This window comes from Saprospiraceae bacterium (assembly GCA_016709995.1).
Taxonomy (GTDB): Bacteria; Bacteroidota; Bacteroidia; order Chitinophagales; family Saprospiraceae; genus JADJLQ01.
The window spans coordinates 345,862-368,009 of record JADJLQ010000002.1 but is presented as its reverse complement, the minus strand read 5'-3'; the positions used below and the strand labels follow the sequence as shown (position 1 = coordinate 368,009).

General features: G+C 41.7%; 18 protein-coding genes. 9 read left to right on the top strand and 9 right to left on the bottom strand.

Going from position 1 to position 22,148, the window contains the following annotated elements; translation table 11 throughout:
• Together IPJ09_16010 and IPJ09_16005 are read right to left on the bottom strand one after the other, a co-directional pair.
• Positions 1-2,451 carry a TonB-dependent receptor gene (locus IPJ09_16010; GenBank protein MBK7372911.1) on the bottom strand — a complete coding sequence of 817 codons (2,451 nt, stop codon included), beginning with the start codon at positions 2,449-2,451 and terminating at the stop codon, positions 1-3.
• A 121-nt stretch (positions 2,452-2,572) separates the two neighbouring features.
• Positions 2,573-3,616, bottom strand: a complete 1,044-nt coding sequence (locus IPJ09_16005; GenBank protein MBK7372910.1) for an NAD(P)-dependent alcohol dehydrogenase — start codon at positions 3,614-3,616, stop codon at positions 2,573-2,575.
• 232 nt (positions 3,617-3,848) lie between these two features.
• Here IPJ09_16005 and mscL point away from each other — a divergent pair, with 232 nt between their 5' ends.
• On the top strand, positions 3,849-4,250 hold the full coding sequence (gene mscL / locus IPJ09_16000) for a large conductance mechanosensitive channel protein MscL (protein ID MBK7372909.1): 402 nt from the start codon (positions 3,849-3,851) through the stop codon (positions 4,248-4,250).
• Between the two features lie 160 nt (positions 4,251-4,410).
• A complete protein-coding gene (locus tag IPJ09_15995; GenBank protein ID MBK7372908.1) occupies positions 4,411-5,430 on the top strand; it encodes an LLM class flavin-dependent oxidoreductase in 1,020 nt (339 codons plus the stop codon).
• 13 nt (positions 5,431-5,443) lie between these two features.
• Here IPJ09_15995 and IPJ09_15990 read toward each other — a convergent pair whose 3' ends face one another.
• Genes IPJ09_15990 through IPJ09_15980 form a run of 3 tightly spaced genes read right to left on the bottom strand, consistent with a single transcriptional unit; the run spans position 5,444 to position 8,911 of the window.
• The gene (locus IPJ09_15990; protein MBK7372907.1) at positions 5,444-6,136 is read right to left on the bottom strand and encodes a hypothetical protein; all 693 of its coding nucleotides are present in this window, start codon (positions 6,134-6,136) and stop codon (positions 5,444-5,446) included.
• A gap of 23 nt (positions 6,137-6,159) precedes the next feature.
• Complete coding sequence (locus IPJ09_15985) at positions 6,160-6,885, bottom strand: nitroreductase family protein (GenBank protein MBK7372906.1); 726 nt, start codon at positions 6,883-6,885, stop codon at positions 6,160-6,162.
• Between the two features lie 49 nt (positions 6,886-6,934).
• Positions 6,935-8,911, bottom strand: a complete 1,977-nt coding sequence (locus IPJ09_15980) for a DUF2961 domain-containing protein (GenBank protein ID MBK7372905.1) — start codon at positions 8,909-8,911, stop codon at positions 6,935-6,937.
• 96 nt (positions 8,912-9,007) lie between these two features.
• On the opposite strand from IPJ09_15980, the gene IPJ09_15975 reads away from it, so the two are divergent.
• The 6 genes from IPJ09_15975 to IPJ09_15950 all read left to right on the top strand — a co-directional run bounded on the left by IPJ09_15975 (position 9,008) and on the right by IPJ09_15950 (position 16,546).
• Positions 9,008-9,796 (top strand): dipeptide epimerase, encoded by a 789-nt coding sequence (locus IPJ09_15975; protein MBK7372904.1) that lies wholly within the window; start codon positions 9,008-9,010, stop codon positions 9,794-9,796.
• Positions 9,753-10,079, top strand: a complete 327-nt coding sequence (locus tag IPJ09_15970; protein MBK7372903.1) for a hypothetical protein — start codon at positions 9,753-9,755, stop codon at positions 10,077-10,079. The genes IPJ09_15975 and IPJ09_15970 overlap by 44 nt, the downstream gene beginning before the upstream one ends.
• A 177-nt stretch (positions 10,080-10,256) precedes the next feature.
• Entirely contained in the window at positions 10,257-11,129 is an 873-nt protein-coding gene (locus IPJ09_15965) for an ABC transporter ATP-binding protein (GenBank protein ID MBK7372902.1), read from the top strand.
• 13 nt (positions 11,130-11,142) lie between these two features.
• Positions 11,143-14,784 carry an ABC transporter permease subunit gene (locus IPJ09_15960; protein ID MBK7372901.1) on the top strand — a complete coding sequence of 1,214 codons (3,642 nt, stop codon included), beginning with the start codon at positions 11,143-11,145 and terminating at the stop codon, positions 14,782-14,784.
• 218 nt (positions 14,785-15,002) lie between these two features.
• Complete coding sequence (locus tag IPJ09_15955; protein ID MBK7372900.1) at positions 15,003-15,794, top strand: hypothetical protein; 792 nt, start codon at positions 15,003-15,005, stop codon at positions 15,792-15,794.
• 5 nt (positions 15,795-15,799) lie between these two features.
• A complete protein-coding gene (locus tag IPJ09_15950) occupies positions 15,800-16,546 on the top strand; it encodes an SDR family oxidoreductase (protein MBK7372899.1) in 747 nt (248 codons plus the stop codon).
• A 105-nt stretch (positions 16,547-16,651) separates the two neighbouring features.
• Here the strand turns inward: IPJ09_15950 and IPJ09_15945 are convergent, their stop codons facing one another.
• The 4 genes from IPJ09_15945 to IPJ09_15930 all read right to left on the bottom strand — a co-directional run bounded on the left by IPJ09_15945 (position 16,652) and on the right by IPJ09_15930 (position 19,367).
• Positions 16,652-17,017, bottom strand: a complete 366-nt coding sequence (locus IPJ09_15945; GenBank protein MBK7372898.1) for a DUF1801 domain-containing protein — start codon at positions 17,015-17,017, stop codon at positions 16,652-16,654.
• Positions 17,018-17,138: 121 nt separating this feature from the next.
• Entirely contained in the window at positions 17,139-17,543 is a 405-nt protein-coding gene (locus tag IPJ09_15940; GenBank protein ID MBK7372897.1) for a DM13 domain-containing protein, read from the bottom strand.
• A gap of 35 nt (positions 17,544-17,578) precedes the next feature.
• A complete protein-coding gene (locus IPJ09_15935) occupies positions 17,579-18,049 on the bottom strand; it encodes a YkgJ family cysteine cluster protein (GenBank protein ID MBK7372896.1) in 471 nt (156 codons plus the stop codon).
• A 4-nt stretch (positions 18,050-18,053) separates the two neighbouring features.
• The gene (locus tag IPJ09_15930; protein ID MBK7372895.1) at positions 18,054-19,367 is read right to left on the bottom strand and encodes a gluconate transporter; all 1,314 of its coding nucleotides are present in this window, start codon (positions 19,365-19,367) and stop codon (positions 18,054-18,056) included.
• A 352-nt stretch (positions 19,368-19,719) separates the two neighbouring features.
• On the opposite strand from IPJ09_15930, the gene IPJ09_15925 reads away from it, so the two are divergent.
• Positions 19,720-22,089, top strand: a complete 2,370-nt coding sequence (locus tag IPJ09_15925) for a TonB-dependent receptor (protein MBK7372894.1) — start codon at positions 19,720-19,722, stop codon at positions 22,087-22,089.
• Positions 22,090-22,148 lie beyond the last annotated feature (59 nt).

The window sequence follows — 22,148 nt, the reverse complement described above, 5'->3', positions numbered from 1 at the left end:
TTAAAACTCTACGATTAGTCCAATCGAAGGAGTAAAAAAAGGATCATCGTTTTTGACGCGGGTCGGTATCGCATTACGACCATCAGGCTGTATAGCTAAACCATCCGAAGTTTTAAATGCAGTATTGTCGGCTGTTCGTTCAAAAGTATATTCCGGGATGGCAGGGTTTTTAGCAAGGTACCAGTTGCTAACATCCAAAAAGAGATCAATGGAGGTATGCCTAAAATTCCATTTTTTGTCAATTCGAAGGTCTGAGCTGTTAAAAGAGCTAAGCCGTTGACTATTGACCCGCATATAATCTGGAGTGCCGATTCCTTGTGAAAGATAATTAATTCTGGAGAGGTTTTCATCAAAAGGAGTGTAGGGTGCTCCTCCCTGGTATCGAAACTTGAGCCCAACCTCCCAATTACGCTTAAACTTATACCCAACCGTCATGGAGAGCAATTGTCGATTGTCCCAACTGCTGGGAGCATATTGACCATTGGTCCCGTTATAAAGGCTGCGATAAAAAGTATATGACAGAATACCAAAAAACCGATCGGTCAGTTTTTTCTGCGCGAAAAACTCCAGTCCATAGGCTTTGCCCAGGCCATCTGTCCTGACAGCTTCATTGCCGAGTATATTAAAGTCTGCTCCAAGATTGGACAAGGAGATACCATTCTGTATAGAGATCGGTACCTGACGATATTTTTTGTAAAATCCCTCCAGGGTAAAACGAAGGTTTTCAGCAGGAATGTATTCAAAACCTGTCACATAGTGATCGCTGGAGAGGTAATCTGCATTTTTATTTACCAGCTGATTTTGGTTATCCGCATATCCAAGTATCGTATAGGGGGCTAATTTATAATAACGGCCTAAGGATGCATTGACATTCCATCGATCACTCAAAGCATAAGTCAATGAAATACGCGGTGATAAAGTTTTTAGAGGCTGGTCACCCGTCTGTGTAAATGAATTCATGTCAGTTCTGATGCCTGCAGAGATGCCCAGCCGATCACTGGCTACTCTTCTACCCACTTGTAAAAAAGCGCCATACTTTATGATGGTGGGCAAAGGGCTATTAAAATTATATGCAATGGATGGTTGAAGCAGTGTACCCTGATCGTCTCTGATTTCTTTTCTGATCAAGGTATATGTCTGATTAAAATAATCTGCAGATTGAATAGAAGCACCGTAGGCTAGTTTCCAACCGCCGATCGTTTGATTGATATCCAGGCGCAGTTTGTTTTCTTGTTCGTTAGAGGCCACATCCAGGCTGGTATTGTCCGGAGTAGGGTTTGAATTGTCTTCAAATTTGTGAATAGCATTGTCAAAATGAGTCCTGCTCAGTGCAAGATTGAAATATCCATGAGCAATCAATTTTTTTAAAGATGCACCTACGGTGTAATTCCATTGGTTCACTAAGGGTCCTGAATTGATGATATAACTTTTTTCAGGGGTACTTTCTTTGGGTACAGCAAAGCTGAACTCATCGATTGCTCCCAAGCCTATAAAATTGAGGGTGGTCTTTTTATTGATCTGGTGCGTGATTTTGGTCTGAAAATCCCAATAATTTGGCCTGATGGGAAGATCTATCGCCTTGAATAATAGTTGCAGATATGATCGCCGGGCTGAAGCCAGAAAAGTGGTTTGTCTTTGTTTTGATAGCGGACCTTCCAGAGTAGCGGCCAATTCAGTGGCACTGAGCCGCACATTGCCTTGTACCTGATTGGGATTGCCGTTTTTCTGTTTAAATTGAAACACGGAGCTCATGGCATTGTCATACCTGGCATCAAAAGCAGAAGTAGTCAACTTTACATCTTCGATAAAGCTCACATTGAGCATACCCTGAGGTCCGCCACTACTGCCCTGGGTTTGAAAATGATTGATCACAGGCACTTCGATACCATCGAGATAAAATACATTTTCATTGGGCGCGCCTCCCCGGATGATGATATCATTTCTGAAACTACCTCCCCCTGCTCCACCACCTACTCCCGGCAATGTTTGTATGACTTTACTGATATCAAAATTGCCTCCCGGATTGCTGCGGATTTCTTCGGTAGTCACCCGCTGGACACTCAATGGTGTTTCGATAGTAGCCGCCTTGACAGTTCGATTAGTGCCTTTTACAACAATCTCAGTGAGTGTATTGGCTTCCTCCTCCAGTTCGATCGAAAAGTTACTTTGATTACCGCTGGTGATGACCACATTAAAGAGTGTAAATGTTTTGTACCCTAATGAACTGAATAACAAATTATAGGTACCTACAGGGATATTGTCTATTAAAAAATAACCCAACGAATCGGTGGCGCCTCCTTTGGCTGTCCCATCAACCTGCACATTGACAAATTCTAGTGGGTACTGCTGATATCGATCGATAACTTTACCGGTGACACTACCCAAAGATTGACTTGACAAAGTGAATGGCAGATATACCAGGATCAATACAATGCATCTAAAAAAAACCATAGGACGATTAAGTTATTAATGAAAACTGATAAATAATTCAGTCTAGAAACAACTCATGGACCATTTGGTTGAAGAAAATTCTACAATAATGTTTTGCAGCTTTTGTACTAAAAATCAAATATTACAAAGTACTCATATCGATCACAAACCTATAACGCACATCCCCTTTGACCATACGATCATATGCTTCGTCAATTTTTTGAATAGGGATGAGCTCAATATCAGAGACGATATTATGCTCTGCACAAAAGTCCAACATTTCCTGGGTTTCTGTGGTGCCGCCAATCATAGAACCCATGATAGTGCGTCGGTTTTTTATAAGTGCAAAAGGATCGACTTTAGGATTTTCAGGAGGCAAACCCACCAAGAGCATCTTACCATTGAGCGCTAGCAAGTCAAGGTATTTTTTATAATCGTGTTGAGCAGAGATAGCATTCAATATAATGTCAAAATAACTTTCATGCTTTTTCATCTGATCGGTATCGCTGGACAACAAAAAATGATGTGCTCCTAATCTTTTAGCGTCTTGTTCTTTAGAAGGAGTATGGCTGATCAGGGTCACCTCAGCGCCAAAAGCTACTGCAAACTTTACACCCATATGACCTAAGCCGCCAAGACCGGCTACGCCCACCTTCATGCCTTTTTTTACACCCGCATACTTAAGTGGTGAATAGGTGGTGATGCCAGCGCACAATAGAGGCGCTACTGCTTTCATATCCAGTTTGTCAGAAAAATGATACACAAATCGCTGATCTGTGACTATCTGTGAAGAATAGCCGCCCCTGGTGATGCCCGATCCATCTCTTTCCTTTACATTATAAGTTCCGGTGGGACCTTCGACACAATAGTTCTCCATTTCCTGACGGCAGTTGGCACATTCACGACAAGAGTCGACGATCACACCTACAGCTGCTAGATCACCCTTTTTAAATTTGGAGACATGACTACCCACCGACAGGACGATCCCTACAATTTCATGACCTGGCACCAATGGATAATCTGTACCCTTCCACTCACCACGTGCCCGGTGCAAATCACTGTGACACACTCCACAGTATTTTATCTCGATCTGTATATCGTGAGGTCCTACAGCTCTTCGGTTAAACTCAAACGGCTTGAGTGGTTGGTCTGGTTGATAAGCTGCATACGCTTTTGCTGGAATCATAGTTTTTATTTTTTGGGAAAAATAGAACTCTTTTTCTACATCCACCAATCTACTTTCTAAAAACCTTTCTCTGTGTATCTTCTTCAATACTATTCTAACTGTATTTAACAAATTCATTGAAGAGAATAGCAAGCTGATTTGCTGCCTGACCAAAAGACGGTTACATAATATTTTTTTATATATAGAAGTTAATTTTATATATTTACTTCGAAAAAAATAAAACCTTAATTATATGCTCAAAGGCTTTAAAGAATTTATCAAAAACGGCAATGTGCTCGACCTTGCAGTAGCAGTCATATTAGGAGCTGCCTTTGGCAAGATCGTCGGTTCTCTTGTGGAGGATATCCTGATGCCGGTGATCGGTTCTATTTTTAAGGTCAATTTTGCTGACTGGAAATACACCTTGCAAGATGCTGTGATGGGTGCTGATGGCAAAGAGGTTACACCTGGTATTTATTTTGGTATTGGCAAGTTTATTCAGTCTATCGTTGATTTCTTATTGGTAGCATTTCCAGTATTTCTCATTGTCAAATTTGTTTCTAAATTAAAAGCAAGTGAGCCTCCGGCACCTCCTGCAGGACCTTCTACCTCTGAAGTATTATTGAGTGAGATCAGAGATCTACTCAAAAAATAAGGATCAAAAAATTTCTCAAGGCAAATATTTTTGAATCAAAAAGCCATTCACCCAGGTGGATGGCTTTTGTGTTTTAACGGAATGAATTCATTCAAGTTGCAACATTCACATTAAATATTTGTTCTCCATTGGCTTTGAAATAAATTTAAATGGATATTTTATGCAATTAGGATTATGTAGTTTTGTGGAGATGGCTCCTTCGCCGGAGGATGCAGGTATTCGTGGTCAGGTACGCATGGCCGAACTGATGGAAGAGATCTCTCTGGCAGATGACATAGGACTGGAGGTCTACGCGATTGGTGAACATCATCGTCCGGATTTTATAGCATCTTCACCTGCAGTGATACTGGCCGCAGCAGCAGCCAGGACAAAACAAATCAGGCTTTCCAGTGCGGTGACTGTACTCAGCAGCGACGACCCGGTGCGGGTGTATCAACAGTTTGCTACACTTGATCTGCTATCTAATGGAAGGGCTGAGATCATGGCGGGACGCGGCTCATTCATAGAGTCATTTCCATTATTTGGATATGACCTCAATGATTATGATACCTTGTTTACAGAAAAACTGGATTTATTGCTCAAGCTTGATCAGGATGAAAAGATCACCTGGAGAGGAAGGCATCGATCGGCAATGTCAGGTATGGGAGTGTATCCCCGTCCATTGCAACACCCACTGCCGGTATGGATAGCGATAGGCGGTACTCCGGACTCTGCTATCAGGGCAGGCAAATTGGGTTTGCCGCTGACCCTGGCTATCATTGGAGGTTCCTTAGACCAATTTGTACCGCTCATCAATCTTTATCGTAAGACATGGAACGACAACGGTCATGATCCGAAAAAAATACAAATCGGTATCAACTGTCATGTATATATTTCAGATACGGACCAACAAGCAGCTGATGAATATTATGGTCCCTATGCAGAAGTCATGTCCCGCATAGGACGCGAGCGTGGCTGGGGACCTATGAATAGAATGGGGTATGAGCAGATGCGATCTCCCAAAGGATCATTATTGGTGGGTAGTCCTACCACCGTGATTGAGAAAATAAAATACATCCGTAGCATATTTCAAAATACACGATTCCTTGCTCAGATGAGTGTGGGCCCTATGCCCCATCAGCAAATCATGCGGTCGATAGAATTATTTGGAAATGTTGTAGCGCCAGCTATCAGAGAGTAGGATCTGACTATTTTTAATGCAATCTATTATAATAAGACCAAAGTTCGATCAGATCGTCTTCTTTTAGTTTGGTCTTTTTTTTCGTCATGAAGGACTCCACTTCTTTTTGATGGTCAGGAAATAACTCCGCCAGTTTTTTGACATTGGTGATTTCAATAGCTTCCTGATTGACGGCTTTGATATAAAACAAGGTTTTAGAGGGAGTAAATTTTGCCGGTGTTTCATCAGCCATCGGTTTTGCCGGCAATTTTGGATTAAATTTTATTGTTTTTTTCATCAACAATTTGACTTGTCCGGAATCCAATTGATAAAAATAGGCGAGTTTAAACCTGCCCTGATCATTATACGGATATACATATACTGATTCGTCACCAAAATGAACTTGAGTAATTGAAGGAGTAGGGTCCATGATATAGGTTTGACCTTTCTCTTTAAATTCCATCCATTGACTGTAGAGATCGAATCTCAAAGGTATTCCCTCAAAAACTCCTTTTACCGTACGGATTGTGCCTATTATGAAAGAATCGTTTGAATAAGGGCTGCCCTGAATAGACTCATAGGATTGAGTATTAAGCCCTGATTTCATTTTAACCAGAAGTTGATCAGAGATACTATTACCGAAAATGGCATCTGACTGACATATCCCTGAATGGGTCGCCACCAGGATCGTGCTGATATAAAAAATGTATCTTTTGAATTTAATCATGTTGTAAAAGTATAAGTATTTAATTACCCCAGGTCGAAAACCACCTGATCGTATGGTAACCGTCGTCTTTCATTATAGATGCCCTCTGGCAATCCGACCCCACAAGCAATGATCATGCTGATATCAGCTTCGCTGGGTAGTTTTAAAAATTTTTTGACTTTTTTGTGATCAAAGCCTTCCATCGGGCAAGTAGCATACCCCTGATCTGTCATGCTCAACATAAAATTCTCAGCAGCCAGAGCCAGGGACTTGTGGGAGACCACCCGAAGATCAGAAGACGAGGTCCATCGTATAAAAGGATGGTGGCGTATATCCTGTATCAATAAGTTGACCTTCCTGATAATTGTATGGATACCTAAAAAGTCATTTCGATAAAAATAAGGTATGGAGGTACCGTAATATCTAAGGCTTTTATTCAATTTTTTGTGGTCTTCCGGCCTGGCCTCGATCTCTTGCAAGGTATGATCAAGATGCCACTTGCATCTTGCTTTCCAATGATCTTTTCTGCTGACGAAAAGCACCAGTTCAGAGGCAGTGCGTGCAGCATTTTGTTTTAAGCATAGCGGGACCATAGCCGCTATCCTGGATTTATCTTTTAAGCGGTAAAACTCCCAGGTTTGAAGGTTGGACGAATTAGGTGCCAACATAGCCAATTCGAGCGCACGGGTGACTGCCTCATGATCAAAGGAAGCCTTTGTATCAAATCGCCTCACGGATCGTCTAAGCTTAATAATTTCTGTCAGTGTCATTTAATAAAATAGGTTTAGTGAATCGGTACGATATAATGGTAGTGACAAACTAGTTTTTCTTCACCAAGGTCATTCGATGAAACAAAAGTTTGTTATGGGTAGCATCTGTTCTAAATCTTATCGTAAGTGTGTTTTGATTTTCATCGAGCTGGAGGTCATTGATCTTTAAGGCTGGTACGCGCGTTTCTGCTTGACTAAAAGTGGAGACCCAATCTGAAATCATGCGCTGTCGCTGCCATACCGAAAAATCACACCCTTCACTTAACTTACCTATGTCGAAATACAAAGTATAAGCACTAGCTGGCAGGTCTTTTAAAGAGATACGCAACCAGGTATCTTTGCCAGGAGTAAACAAATAACTTTCGCCACCTGTGCCATACTTCCAGCTGGTCTTTATATCCATATTGCCAAATACATTATAATCCATCAATTGAGGATAGATGACTAAGGTATCAGGTATAAAAACTTTGCTCAATTCATTACCAGGGGTTAAAACCGATATGGGAGGCGTGTCATTATAATAAAATGCCAGGGAGGTATAATCCACTGGAAAAGCATTGCCCACAGGCCCGTGTTCTATCGTATGGTAAAAGTCATGCTCGAAAGTTAGTTTGTCACCAAGACACCAACGATAGCCTCCGGTTCGGCAAAAGGGCAAAGAATAATCCAAAGCACCATGCAAGGGAAGACTCATAGCCCCGTCCCACCGGTCCAGCATGGCGTACCAGCCACCATTAAAATAATCTTCCGATCCGGTACCATGCAGCCGAGGCTGACCATCAATAGTCGTCTCATCGTCTCCTTCAAAAAAATAGGTCATACCGGCTAGTAGTCCCTGAGCTTGAAGGATCGTACCTATGTAATGTCCTTTTCCTTTCACCTCAGCCAATACATGGGGATGACCTGGAGTAGAAAGCAGTTTCTTATTCCACTGCACATATAATCTGCCCTCATTTGCAGGATTCCTTTTTTGCAGGGAGTAATATATTTTTGAATTGATTGATACAGTCTGGTCAGGGTGCCTGGTTGTAGGCCGATAGATAAGTTCGATTTTTGCAGCATGATCAAATGGCATGGGTAGGTAGCAATAATTTTTATTGTCCTGGCAGCCAATAAATAGACTCTGCATGGCTGCTTTACCAAAGGCATAACCAAAAAAATCAGCCACAGGGCAATAAACTGCAGGTAGTTTTTCTTCATCCCAGGTGATTTTAATATCGATATTTTTATACAGCCCTTCAAATGCAGTACCTGGATCCAACTCGATGCCCAGGATACGACCTCCTTCATGCAGATCGAATAAGGTAGTCGTCTGCCCTGCATGAAGTATTGGTTGATCAGTAGCATGTAGGATGGTGCCTGAATAAAAATCAATTACCGATTTTGTTTTTTTAGCCCAAAGTGTTTCGATCTTTTTAAGTTCTGCTTTTTCATTCTCCTCCAGGTTGGGATTAAATGATTTGACCTGGTCGCCGGCAGCATACATTCGATACTGAATCTGGTGAAACTGTGTTTTTTTACCTCTGAATACAATTTTACAACCTTTGCTAAAAGGGATAGGCAAATAACAAAAATATCCACCCAATTGGTTTCCACACAAAGGAGCCACAAAGGGATATTGTAAGCCTGAAAATAAATCGATGTATCGAATAGACCAGGATGGCCTGGAGGCTCCATCCATATAAAAATCTAACGTATCAGAGGATGGAGTCGGTGTCCACATTCGGTTGATCACACCTGCTCCGTGAAGGTCCAATATGACCAGGCTGCTGTCTTCGTTCCTTTTTAAAAAAGAATATTTGCCACTAAAACCATCATCGTTACCTCCGGTAGTATCGTAAGAGGAGACCTGGCCACTGAAAGTATGATCTAAATAAACGGGCAAGCGACTCAAATCGTTCAGAGAGCGAAGCTCAGAGACTAAAGAATGGGTGTTCCTCTCCTGATAAGAAAGATCTACAGGGGCGGTCTCTTGTATCAAACCCAGGATCAAAGCCAGGATTGGGGCCAAAAATAATTGCATCATCAAGTCAAGATAACAAATATCCTAAAGTCCAGTTACTCACTCCAAGTATCAAAGAATCTGGATATGGTATAATCTTACAATCATTATCTTCGAATCATGAAGATCAGATCTATAGACTTTCATCTCGAAAATCTCCAACTAACTAAACCCTACAAAATAGCCTGGAAAACCGTCGATCACGTAGAAAATCTTTTTTGTATTATCGAATTGGACAATGGCATCGTAGGCTATGGCAGCTGCAATCCCGAAAATGAAGTAGTCCATGTATCGACCCGACAGACGGTGCTGGCTAAAGACAACCTGGATCTTGGATTGCTATTGGGTAGGTCTATAGAAGTTCCGGCATCGCTCATAAAAAGCCTGAGTCCTACCTTGGATAAAGTGCCCACGCTACTCGCTGCCATCGATATAGCCATCTACGATGCCTGGGCTAAATACCAGGAGAAATCATTGGTGGAAGCACTTGGTGTCAAGTGTGACCCTTTACCCACTTCAGTTACTATTGGTATTATGGATGTCGAAGCCACGCTGTCTGAAGCAAAAGAATTTTTACGCCTGGGCTTTGACCATCTAAAAGTAAAAATCGGGATCGACCCGGATCAGGATATCGAACGGCTTATGAAACTCCGGGAGACTTTTGGAAATAATATTAAGATACGCACCGATGTCAATCAAGGGTACACGATCGATCAATTTAAAAAATTATACACCGCCTGCCAATCGATTGACATAGAATTGTACGAGCAACCTATCCGAGCTGATAAATTTGAGCAGGTGGATCAATTGCCAGAAGCAATGCGAAATGCCATCGCTGCAGACGAATCACTACATGGTGAAGCAGATGCTCTACCTCATCGCAGAGCAAAAAAGAGCCGGCATCTTTAATATCAAACTAATGAAATGCGGAGGTATCCACGCCGCCAGCCGCATGGCCAATATCGCTAATGAATCCGGCATCGACCTGATGTGGGGCTGCAATGATGAGAGCAGGCTGAGTATAGCGGCAGCGATGCACCTCGCCTATGCGTGTGCGCGCACAAGATACCTTGATCTCGATGGCAGCCTGGACTTAGCGTTTGACCTGGCCACCGGAGGATTTGATATCAAAAATGGAGTCATGTACCCCCTGGATCGACCAGGATTAGGGATTGATTGGTCGATGAGTTGATCCTATGTCACTCCAGGTTCAAATATGGGATGACTTCATTTTAAAAAAAAACAATGATCCGTCAATACACTCAATTGGTCGATTTTATAAAATGGTTATGACCTCGTTTTCTACATTTATTCTGGAAAGTTTTACTCACCTGTTTCTTTAATTCTAAAATCAATAAATCCTTCTCTCATGCAATTAATCATCTCAAACCTCAATAAAACTTATAGCAATGGGGTACAGGCACTCAAAGATGTTAACCTCATCATCAACCAGGGTATGTTTGGGCTGCTAGGTCCCAATGGGGCGGGCAAATCATCCTTGATGCGCACGATCGCTACCTTGCAAGAACCTGATAGTGGAACGATCATGTTGGGGGACATCAATGTGTTGACACAAAAAGATGAAGTTCGGAAAACCTTGGGATACCTTCCGCAGGAATTTGGAGTTTACCCCAAGGTGAATGCAATCACCTTGTTAAACCATCTTGCAGTCCTCAAAGGCATCACCGATGCCGGTGAACGCAAATCCATCGTCGAAGCTTTATTGCAAAAAACCAATCTCTGGGACTCCCGTAAAAAAAACCTCGGCGGCTATTCCGGTGGGATGAAGCAACGCTTTGGTATAGCGCAAGCATTGATCGGCAATCCAAAGCTCATTATTGTAGACGAGCCTACTGCTGGTCTGGACCCGGCGGAGAGAAACCGGTTTTTAAATCTTTTATCAGAGATAGGTGAAAATACTGTCGTCATACTTTCTACCCACATCGTAGATGATGTAAAAGAGTTGTGCTCCGATATGGCTATTTTTAATCAGGGAGAGATCTTGTTTAAAGGCAGTCCCAATGAAGCTTTATCGGGTATTGGAGGTAAGATTTGGGAAAAACCCATCAACAAATCAGATTTGCCAGCTTTTAAAACCAATCATAAAGTAATCTCTGAAAAACTCATAGCCGGTCATCCTGTCATCCATGTACTGGCTGATGAAAATCCTGATGGCACCTGTATCCCCGTAGAAGGTGACCTTGAGGATGTATATTTTTCCAAAATATTTACTCAAGCTTAATCCTCAAATCATCATGTTAAAAGAAATACTTCGATTTGAGTTTTCTTATCGTAAGAACAGGCCAGCCACATATATATATTTTGGAATCCTTTTTTTATTGTGTTTTGCTGCAGTCACCTCCAAGTATGTCACCATAGGGGGAGTAGCAGGAGGTCAGATCAAAGAAAACTCTCCATACAATCTTGCGTTCATGACATTGATCATGACTTTTTTCTTCACCTTCATCGCATCCGCGATCATGGGTGTAGCTGTATTGCGCGATTTTGAGCATAAGACAGAATCGTTGATGTTCAGTACGACGATGTCCAAGTTTGATTATTTATTCGGTCGGTTTTTGGGCTCTTTTATCGTGATGGTTTTGATCTATTGTTCGATCTGGATGGCCTTTATGGCGGGATTTGCATTTGGCAAGCACTTACCCTGGGACCCTTCCTGGAAAGAAAAAATTATGTTGCCTTTTCAAGCCTGGGCTTACTTCCAACCGTTTATACTCTGGGGCCTCACCAATCTATTCATTCAAGGGGCCATATTTTTTGCCGCCGGTGCGCTGAGCAGATCCACACTAGTGATCTATACGCAGGGGATTATTTTATTTGTCGCTTACCAGATATCGACCACAATCACCCAGGATCTGGACAATAAGACTGTAGCAGCGCTCATCGATCCATTTGGTTTTAGAGCATTCAATCTTTTTACAGAGTATTGGACACCTGCTCAAAAAAACAGTCAGCTGGTACCAATGGAGGGGCTGATGCTTTGGAACCGATTGATCTGGTGCTCGGTGGCCGTATTGATCTTAATTGGTACTTATTTTGCTTTCAGCTTTAATGTGGTCCGTAATGCTTTATTCAAGAAAAAAGCATCGAAAAACACGACCCCTTCCATCAATCCGGAGTCAGTACTTATACCCGCTGTCACTCAATATTCCGGTTTTCCAACTCAAATGCAACAACTTTGGACCCAGGCTATTTTTTATTTTAAAATGGTCATTCGTGAAATACCTTTTATAGCTATAGTCTTTATTGGTTTGGCCGATTTGATTATAGGATCTTTTTATTTTCAAAAACTCTATGGCACCAGCTCCTATCCGATTACGGCCAATGTGCTCGGTCTCTTAAACAATTTTGATACCTATTTTTTGATCATAGCAGTATTTTATTCCGGCGAACTGATATGGAAAGAAAGAGTCACCAATATGCACTTGATCGTGGACGCTACACCAGTCGCGGATTGGGTAAATCTACTTGCTAAATTCTTTGGACTGATGTTGGTTTTTTTATCCCTGATAATGCTCTTGATTGGTGCAGGCGTATTGATACAGCTTGCTCATGGATATACCAAATTTGAACTGCCCTTATATTTCAAAACTTTGTTTACGAGTACGCTGGCCTTTCTGGTTCTCTATACCGTCCTTTCATTTTTTGTCCAGGTCATGGCCAATAGCAAATTTGTAGGTTTCGCCATGATGTTTGTTTTTTTCATCCTCACTTTTTTTATGAGTGCTGCTGGTATCGAACATCCCCTGGCCATTTTTGGCAGTGGTAGTCTGGACTCTTATTCCGACATGAATAAGTATGGACATTTTTTTACCTCTTTTACCTGGATTAAACTGTATTGGTTTTTGTTTGTATTATTCTTGTTTGTCATCGCTGTTGTCTTGTCGGTCAGAGGATCCGAAGCTATATTTAAATCAAGACTCAAAGTGGGAAAACTCAGACTTACACGGCCCATTCTCACCTTAGGTTTGTTTGCCTTACTCTCTACCGTACTGGCAGGGTGCTATGTATATTACAACACCAATAAAATCAATCGGTATATGTCGCGTGAGGACCGTGAAGACAAGCGAGTAGCTTATGAAACCACATTAAAAAAGTTCGAAAATATCCCGCAACCTAAAATCGTAGATGTCAATCTTAAGGTAGAAATCTATCCCTACGAAAGAGATTTTACAGCGGAAGGTTATTTCTGGTTAAAAAATAAAACAGCGCTGTCCATATCTGACATTCATATTCAGACTGATGTACAACATGACATGAAAAATGAATACCTCAGATTTGAAGGTGGGGCATCTGCAGATACTTCGTATCACCGATTTGGTTATACCATTTATACCCTGCAAAAACCGCTTACTCCGGGTGATTCGGTAAAAATGTCATTCAAAACCAGGTTTGAAACACAAGGATTTGTAGGAGGTGGGTCCAATACCGATGTGGTGTACAATGGTACCTTCTTTAATAATCTATATTTTCCTACCATCGGATACAACAATGCGTATGAAATCGGGGACGATGACACCCGTCGTAAAAAGAAAATCCCGGAGAAAGAGCGCATGATGGAGCAGTCGGATACCATTGGTTTGTCACAAAGTCTTTTCGGGGATGATGCCGATTATATCCAATTTGAGATGGTGGTCGGCACCTCCAAAGATCAAATAGCGATCGCTCCAGGGTATTTACAAAAATCATGGGAGGAAAACGATCGCAAATATTTCCATTACAAAATGGATGTGCCTATGTGTAATTTTTATTCCATCGTCTCTGCCGCTTACGAAGTAAAAAAAGATACCTGGAATGGAGTCAATCTCGAAATCTACTACCACAAAGGTCATGAATACAATCTTGATAAAATGATGTCCTCGATGAAAGCATCCTTTGATTATTTTTCAAAAAACTTCAGTCCATACCAGTATAGGCAGATGCGGATCATGGAGTTTCCACGCTATGCTACCTTCGCGCAATCTTTTGCCAATACCGTACCTTTTTCAGAGGGCATTGGCTTTATCCAAAAAATAGCCGACTCGACCGAAGATCTGGACATGCCGTTTTATGTCACTGCACATGAGCTTGCTCATCAATGGTGGGGACACCAGGTAGCAGAAGCAAATGTCAAAGGAAATGCTATGCTCTCGGAGACACAGGCTCAGTATTCTGCCCTGATGGTCATGAAGCATGCCCTTTCTCCTGAGATCATGCAAAAGTTTTTGAAATATGAGCTTAATAGCTACCTCAATGGACGCTCCGCCGAACGCAAAAAAGAGCAACCTCTGAACCTGGTCGAGTCACAGGGTTATATTCATTATCGCAAAGGCTCCCTGGTCATGTATGCCCTGCAAGATTATATCGGAGAGGATAAAGTGAACCTCGCGCTACGAAATTTCCTAACTGATTGGCAATACCCGGGGCCAGATCATCCCTACAAGCGCTACCCCACTTCTAATGATTTGTTGCAATATTTTAAAGCTCAAACGCCCGATTCATTACAATATATAATTACTGATCTATTTGAAACCATCACCCTTTTCGAAAATAAAACCGAATCGGTGACTTATAAACAACTTCCTGACAAAACCTACGAAGTGACTATCAAAGTAAAAGCGGAAAAATACCGGGCTGATAGTTCCGGCAATGAAAATTTAATACCGATACACGACTGGATCGACATCGGAATTTATGCCAAAGGGTCCAAATCTGAAGACAAACTGATATACCTGCAAAAACATCTGGTTGAAGGAAAAGACCAGCAGGATGCAGGCCAAATTTTTACCATTATAGTCAATGAAGAACCAACCAAAGCCGGTATAGACCCCATACATAAATTGATAGACCGGCATGCAGATGATAATGTCAAAAATGCTGTGAAAGACAGTGAATCATAAATAGTGGGAGGATGTCGCAGTGCAATTTGGAGGCGCTTGGGAGGCGTTGTACTCCAACCTGGTTAAAGTTAATTTTCACGGACCTTAGAGGCATGGACTACACGAACCACCAATATTCAATTAATTTGCAGCGTATTTTCAATCTTAACTAATATCGACACCGGTAGACAAGTATGACAAAGCACATCTGTAACCTTTATCTGATCCTCGTCTTTTGTATTTTCTCTTTTTCATCCATCTATTCACAGCAAGGATTGCCTGCCCCCCACAAAGGAAACCTCTACTTTTATTGGGGTTGGAACACTAGTGCATTCACCAGGTCCGACCTGCATTTTAAAGGTGCCAATCATAATTTTACACTCAAAAAAATAACGGCGTCAGATCGGCAGACCAAGTTTAGCCTGGACTCTTACCTCAATCCCGGCAATATCACTACACCTCAATTTAATTTTCGGATCGGCTATTACCTCAACGACCACTATAGTATTTCCTTTGGCCTGGATCATATGAAGTATGTCATGGATCAGGACCAGGTCGTAAAAATCTCGGGTTCTATCCAGGCGGGATCAAAGTATGATGGCACCTATAAAAACTCAGACATTACCGTCTACTCAGATTTTTTAAAGTTTGAACATACCAATGGTTTGAATTATTCCAACCTGGAATTGCGTAGAATCGGCGAGTTATTAAGCCTTAATCACCTGAAAATAAACTTCATCTCCGGCATTGGTGCCGGCATCCTGCTGCCTCGCACCGATGCAACCCTTTTAAATAATAAGGAGTATGACGAGTTTCACCTCGCAGGTTATGGCATCGCTGGTCTGGCGGCGATCAATTTTACTTTTTTTAATTCATTCTTTATCCAATCAGAACTTAAAGGGGGTTTTATAGATATGCCCGATATTCGTACCACCATCAATAAAACGGATAAGGCCAGTCAACAATTTTGGTTTAGGCAGACTAATGTGGCATTTGGTGCCAATATCCGGCTAGCACGAAAAAAAAAATAATCTTCATGAATAAATATGCACTCGTCACAGGCGCCGGATCCGGCATCGGCAGAGATGTCAGCATCACCTTATTAAAAAACGGTTTTCATGTGATCCTCACCGGAAGAAACGAAACTTCACTTCGTGAATCGGTCTCGCTCGCGCACGAAGCAGGTGATCATGCCCTGGTCATCCCTTCGGATATCACCCAGCCTGATTCAGTGATCCAATTGTTTGGGCGCATTAAGGCTGAGTGTGGCCGTCTTGATCTGTTGTTTAACAATGCCGGTACCAATACCAAAGGTCTGCTGGAAGATATCTCGTATGAAGCCTGGCGACAAGTGATCGATACCAATCTGACCGGATCATTTCTATGCACTCAACAGGCATTCTTATTGATGAAATCACAAGAACCACAAGGAGGAAGAATCATCAACAATGGATCAATCTCAGCCGCAGTACCGAGACCTAACTCTGCACCTTATACCGCTTCTAAACATGCCATTACCGGACTCACCCGGTCCACCTCCCTCGATGGGCGAAAATACAATATAGCCTGTGGTCAGATCGACATAGGCAATGTAGACACGACGATGGCTGCCACAATGAAGACTGGCATGCCCCAGGCTGATGGATCGATTAAAATAGAGCCAACTTTTGATGTCAGGCATGTTTCGGAGGCTGTCTTATACATGGCTTCGCTGCCACTGGATACCAATGTGCAGTTTATGACAGTGATGGCGACGAATATGCCTTATATCGGTAGGGGGTGATCTGCTGCAAAAAAATTGGTTGAACTATACCTACTCTAGTTTTTGAAGCTTGTGGAAGGTCCACAAAATGATTTTAGGCAAATATGTTTTTTCGTCCGTTCATGCTTATAGTTTTATTATACCGGTCCTGTATAGGTCCAACGCTGCTTGCAGAATAGTTTCGATGGTCTTAACGGGTAAATCTTTGTTTGGATTAACTCTAAAAATCTTCATTTTGGCGCGGTCGCCTGCTTCTAATTTTGGATGGTCAAGGTGTCTTCCTTCAACCATGAGTATATAAGGTCCGTCCGTTTTTTTATCAGTCCACAAGTAACAAAACATCTTTTTCTTATAACAGAAGCATGGCATTCCCCATTTCCTGGTTTCAATGATATTGGAGTCTTGGTCAAGGATAATACTGCGTAATGCAAGCATACAACTCTTGTTTGGCTCTTCTTTATCCAAATAGAAGTCGTGAAGACTGTCAACCATATTTTCTATAATATCAGTTTGATGGCGACCAATATCTTTGTTTATGAAGGGAGGAGTCTTTTAACAGAGTTTCTCCAAGCCTTCCATCGATGATCCTACATATTCTGGGGATCAAACGGGATTATTTCAATTGTGCGCTGCCAAACAACACCGCGAATGCCTTGCACCAGATCAATACATAAGACTTCTTGGTAGTATCCAATTCGGCTGGCACATCGATTTTAAAAGAGCCTGTAAATACAGTTTTGGACAATTCGGTATAGTTATTGGCAGACTTGTCTTCTGCTATCCAGATCCGTATATCAGGTCCTGCGTCGGTAGAAAAATTTTCAAAGACCAGGTATTTTTTGCCGGCAGTATCTTTTGAAAGTTTTACTGTCCCTGTGGTTGGGTGAGCTGCACCACTAAAACTGCCCTGAGAGATCACTGTCAAGTCAGTAGGTATATCTCCACTGCCTTCTTCCAGTGGTTTATTGCAGCTTATACTTAAAAGGCCAAGAAACATGATTGCAAAGATTGTTTTCATGGCCGCAAATATAAGTGCTTATGATCACGAATGTATCACAGCTTCATCAATTGATCCAAGGTGTCCTGAGCGATCGGGCAGAACGAAGCATTTTTTAAGGTGAGTTCTTTTCTCTTCAAAAACACATCTTCGTCCACATAAGGAAACCGATGACAGTCTGAAGGCCTCACTTCATAAATCGTACATTTATTCTGTTCATCTAAAAACGTACACGGTTTGGTATTCAGCACATAATCGCCATCTTCATCGCGGTGCAAATACCGATCCATGAGTTCCTTCTCGGACACGCCCAGGTATTTGCTGATCCGCTTGATATCAGGAGCTTTAAATCTCGGACTATAGTTTTTACAGCAAGCAGCACAAGTGAGACAGTCAGTTTTTTGATAGGCCAGATCTGATATCTTCTGCAAATGAGGAATAGCTTTTTTAATATCTGCCACAGACAGGTATTTTTTATAAGCAGTTTTATTTTTATCGTACTTATTCTTAACCAGCGTTGGGTCCATATAATTATACAAATAAGTCTATGATCAATACCACGCCAAGGCCGACGACGCTCACGACCGTCTCCATGAGCGACCAGGATTTGATGGTATCCTTGATATTAAGATTAAAATATTCTTTGAACATCCAGAACCCGGTATCATTGACATGGGAAAACATCAGGCTGCCAGCGCCAATAGCCAGCACCATCAGGTTAGGATCGACCAGGGAAGGATCGATACCTGGAGCTATGATCCCGGCAGCCGTCAACCCTGCCACAGTGGCACTACCCAGGCTCAGCCGTATCACAGCTGCTATAAACCATCCTGTAATCAGTGGAGAAAAAGACGAAGTCTTGACTAGATTGCCTATCTGATCACTGAGCCCTGCGACGGTAAATATTTCCTTGAGCACACCAGCTCCGGCCACGATCATTAATATGGGAAACACATCTTTGGCTGCCTCGATACCCTCAGGGATTAATTTGCTTAATTTTTCTCCACGAGACATGCCCAATAAATAATAAGCGACAAACAAGGATACCAACATCACAATATTAGCGTCGGAAAGCAAGGAAGCCACCTTAAACGATACGGTATCTTTTTCGAAAATATTAGTGAACCAGGTGCCCATCGCCAACATAATCACCGGCAGCAATGCGGCGACATAACTTTTTATGGACGAAGGCATTTCATGAGCTTCAAAGATCTTCACTTTAAGACTGGCTAGTGGTTCTCCTTTTATATTCCGCACAGTCATCGCAAACAATGGTCCTGCAACCAATATGACGGGTATCGAGGCGATCAAACCATATACCAGGGTCTTGCCCAGATCAGCATGCATCATCGGCACCAGGGCGGTCGGAGAAGGGTGAGGCGGTAAAAATCCATGTGTCACGGAGAGCGAAGCACACAAAGCCACTGCAAGGTAAACCAGGGGTAACTGATATCGCTGGCCAAGAGAATAAATCAAGGGTATCAATAATATAAATCCAACATTGTAAAAAAGAGGGATGCCGACTATAAATCCTGTCAGTGCCAAAGCCCAGGGAAGATATTTTTTTCCAAACAAAGCCACAAGAGATTCCGAAATGCGTTGAGCAGCACCACTCGAGGCGATCACTTTACCGAGCATAGCTCCAAGGATGATCACTGAAAATACTGATCCAAGTATTCCTCCAATACCTTTCTCCAGAGACTTACCGATATTGGCAGGATTCACACCCAGAAACAAGGCTGCTAATATGGACACGATCAGAAAAGAAAGAAAAGGATGTACTTTGGCCCAGGTGATCAGTAATACCAACACAAGCAGGATAAGGACTACAGTAAAAATCATAATCTTCCAAAGATATCAAATGCGCTTTGATTTTTTAACAATTGGTTAGCAGGGTATCTCTTATGGATAAAATACTTTCAAAGATCCCTGATTTTTGCCTCGAACCCCTTAACACTTTTTAATAATGTTCTTAAAATTGTATTAAGTCGGCATATAATACCGCATAAACATATTTAGGTATTATCTTAACGGCATTATTTTTCCTTTAGATATCATTCAACGTTCGATCTATCATTTTGTAAGCGCAATAACCGGGATCGAACTTTGTTTGTTTTTCGTAAATGAGTCACCTTATCTAATCAGTTGTATTGCGATTTGAATCAAAAGACCTGGTTATTTACCTTAAAATTAAAACATGAAATTCTGGTATATATGCTTTGCTTTGTCGTGTTGTGTCGGCTTAGGCTTTTCACAAAATCAAAGTATCGAAATCAAAGGGAAAGTGGTAGAAGCCACTAGCCAACAACCTATTGAATTTGCCACCATAATGATAGGGAGTAATGAATCCAAAAAGACCATTACAGGTGCCATTTCCGATTTAGATGGCCACTTTAACTTGATTACAGAGGTTAAAGAATTTTATGTAGAAATTAGTTTTATCGGATATAACACCAAAACTATCAATGAATTTAAAATAATCGATGGCCTGGTAGATTTAGGGACTATCGCACTGACTTCGAATAGTCAAATGCTGGCAGAAGTCGAGGTCAGGGCCGAAAAATCCCAAACCGAGTTTAAATTGGACAAACGGGTTTTTAATGTAGGAAAAGATTTGAGCACTACTGGAGCCAGTGCTTTGGAGGTATTAAATAATGTGCCTTCGGTCAATGTAAGTATAGAAGGAGCCATCAGCCTGAGAGGCAGCCAGGGAGTCCAAATCTTGATCAATGGAAAGCCCTCAGTGATCGCCAATGAGCAAGGCAAAGCGCTCGGAACGATTACTGCAGACATGATTGAAAAAATAGAAGTGATCACCAACCCATCTGCCAAATATGATGCTGAAGGCACTTCAGGGATCATCAATATCATACTGAAAAAGGAAGATCGAAAAGGCATCAATGGTTCTGCTACGCTCAATGTAGGAATACCTCAAAATTTCAGTGTCGGCTTAAGCTTGAATCGTCGTACAGAAAAGTTTAACCTTTTTAGCCAATTAGGCGTTGGATATAGATCGTTTCCCAGAAACCAGGAAAGCATCAATCGCGATCTGGTCAATGGCACTGCCATCCTATCTGAAGGAACAGAATATAGAAATGAGGTTCCTTATAATTTTATCCTTGGAACAGACTATCATATCGACCGTTACAATGTAGTTACCCTTTCCGGAAGTTTCGCCTACGAAGTAGAAGATCAACCCTCCGATATAAATTTTGCTTTTCAGGATGCCTCCGGGACTGTTATCAGCAAATGGAAGCGTAAAGAAATCACCACCGCTACCAATCCGAAATATCAATATGAACTACAGTATAAGCATGATTTTAAAGACCATAAGGATCATACTTTGCTTTTTAGTGCCCTGGGAAATTTGTTTGCCAAAGACCAGTCTTCAGAATTCGCCAATCTCCCTGTTTTGGGCAATATTACTGCAGACAGACAACAAACCAGAACCGATTTTAAAGAGGCCAATTATACTTTTAAATTGGATTACAACAAGCCTTTTTCGAAAAAATGGACTTTAGAAACAGGGGCTCAATATGTGTGGAATGATGTGGGCAATGATTACGCGGTGACTAATTTGATCAATGAGGAGTGGCTGGAGGACCCTAACCTGACGAACCTTTTTAAATACAATCAAAAAGTACTCGGAGCTTATGGTACAGGCGCCTACGAAGCAGACAAATGGGGACTAAAGCTGGGACTACGGCTTGAAAATACAGACCTGCAGACCCGGCTTGCTACTACAGGTGAACAAAATAATCACAATTACTCTAATCTTTTTCCAAGTCTTCATACCTCCTATAAATTGACGGAGCACTTCTCTGTGCAAGCAGGATACTCCCGCAGAATTTACAGACCTAGATTATGGAGTTTAAATCCATTTTTTAATATCCGCAATAATTATAATATACGTACCGGCAATCCCAATTTATTGCCAGAATTTACAGACTCATATGAATTAAACAGTATTTACATTTTTGGAGAATTATCGATGAATTTGGGGGTTTACCACCGGTATACCACCGATGTGGTAGAATCAATCGCTACGTTTGAAGACAATATAAGTATTTCTAAGCCTTACAATATTGGTACAAATCAAGCTACCGGTGTAGAGGTTAATGCAAAATACAGTCCGAATAAAAGTTGGTCAGTAAATGGAGACTTTAACTTAAATTACTTTGATCGGAAAGGAGTATTTGAAGCGACTACTATAGATTTTAAAGGAAATAGATGGACTACCAAGCTTACCAACAAATTTAAATTACCGGCTCAAATCGAGTTTGAAATCACCGGTAATCTTGAGTCTAAATATAAAACGGTACAAAGCGAATTATCGGGCATCCTATTTGCTGACCTGGGTTTACGCAAAAAAATAATGAACGGAAGGGGTGTATTTAATTTAAGCATCCGTGATCTTTTCGCTTCTCGATTTAGAGAAAGTGAGACCAATCAAACCCGGTTTTATCTATACAGTTATTCTCTGCAAGGTCGATTTATCACAGCAGGCTTTAGTTATGGATTTGGCAAAGGAGAAGCCATGGAGTTTTCCGGATCGCGGCACCATTAAGTGATAGTATTAGTATATAGGACATCGGGACCACCATGTTCTCCCGATTGGCCATCTGG

What these genes read in the sequence shown, in the direction of transcription:
- IPJ09_16010 (MBK7372911.1), bottom strand. Translation starts at nt 2,451, where the DNA reads ATGGTTTTTTTTAGATGCATTGTATTGATCCTGGTATATCTGCCATTC.
- IPJ09_16005 (MBK7372910.1), bottom strand. Translation starts at nt 3,616, where the DNA reads ATGATTCCAGCAAAAGCGTATGCAGCTTATCAACCAGACCAACCACTC.
- mscL (MBK7372909.1), top strand. Translation starts at nt 3,849, where the DNA reads ATGCTCAAAGGCTTTAAAGAATTTATCAAAAACGGCAATGTGCTCGAC.
- IPJ09_15995 (MBK7372908.1), top strand. Translation starts at nt 4,411, where the DNA reads ATGCAATTAGGATTATGTAGTTTTGTGGAGATGGCTCCTTCGCCGGAG.
- IPJ09_15990 (MBK7372907.1), bottom strand. Translation starts at nt 6,136, where the DNA reads ATGATTAAATTCAAAAGATACATTTTTTATATCAGCACGATCCTGGTG.
- IPJ09_15985 (MBK7372906.1), bottom strand. Translation starts at nt 6,885, where the DNA reads ATGACACTGACAGAAATTATTAAGCTTAGACGATCCGTGAGGCGATTT.
- IPJ09_15980 (MBK7372905.1), bottom strand. Translation starts at nt 8,911, where the DNA reads ATGATGCAATTATTTTTGGCCCCAATCCTGGCTTTGATCCTGGGTTTG.
- IPJ09_15975 (MBK7372904.1), top strand. Translation starts at nt 9,008, where the DNA reads ATGAAGATCAGATCTATAGACTTTCATCTCGAAAATCTCCAACTAACT.
- IPJ09_15970 (MBK7372903.1), top strand. Translation starts at nt 9,753, where the DNA reads ATGCTCTACCTCATCGCAGAGCAAAAAAGAGCCGGCATCTTTAATATC.
- IPJ09_15965 (MBK7372902.1), top strand. Translation starts at nt 10,257, where the DNA reads ATGCAATTAATCATCTCAAACCTCAATAAAACTTATAGCAATGGGGTA.
- IPJ09_15960 (MBK7372901.1), top strand. Translation starts at nt 11,143, where the DNA reads ATGTTAAAAGAAATACTTCGATTTGAGTTTTCTTATCGTAAGAACAGG.
- IPJ09_15950 (MBK7372899.1), top strand. Translation starts at nt 15,800, where the DNA reads ATGAATAAATATGCACTCGTCACAGGCGCCGGATCCGGCATCGGCAGA.
- IPJ09_15945 (MBK7372898.1), bottom strand. Translation starts at nt 17,017, where the DNA reads ATGGTTGACAGTCTTCACGACTTCTATTTGGATAAAGAAGAGCCAAAC.
- IPJ09_15940 (MBK7372897.1), bottom strand. Translation starts at nt 17,543, where the DNA reads ATGAAAACAATCTTTGCAATCATGTTTCTTGGCCTTTTAAGTATAAGC.
- IPJ09_15935 (MBK7372896.1), bottom strand. Translation starts at nt 18,049, where the DNA reads ATGGACCCAACGCTGGTTAAGAATAAGTACGATAAAAATAAAACTGCT.
- IPJ09_15925 (MBK7372894.1), top strand. Translation starts at nt 19,720, where the DNA reads ATGAAATTCTGGTATATATGCTTTGCTTTGTCGTGTTGTGTCGGCTTA.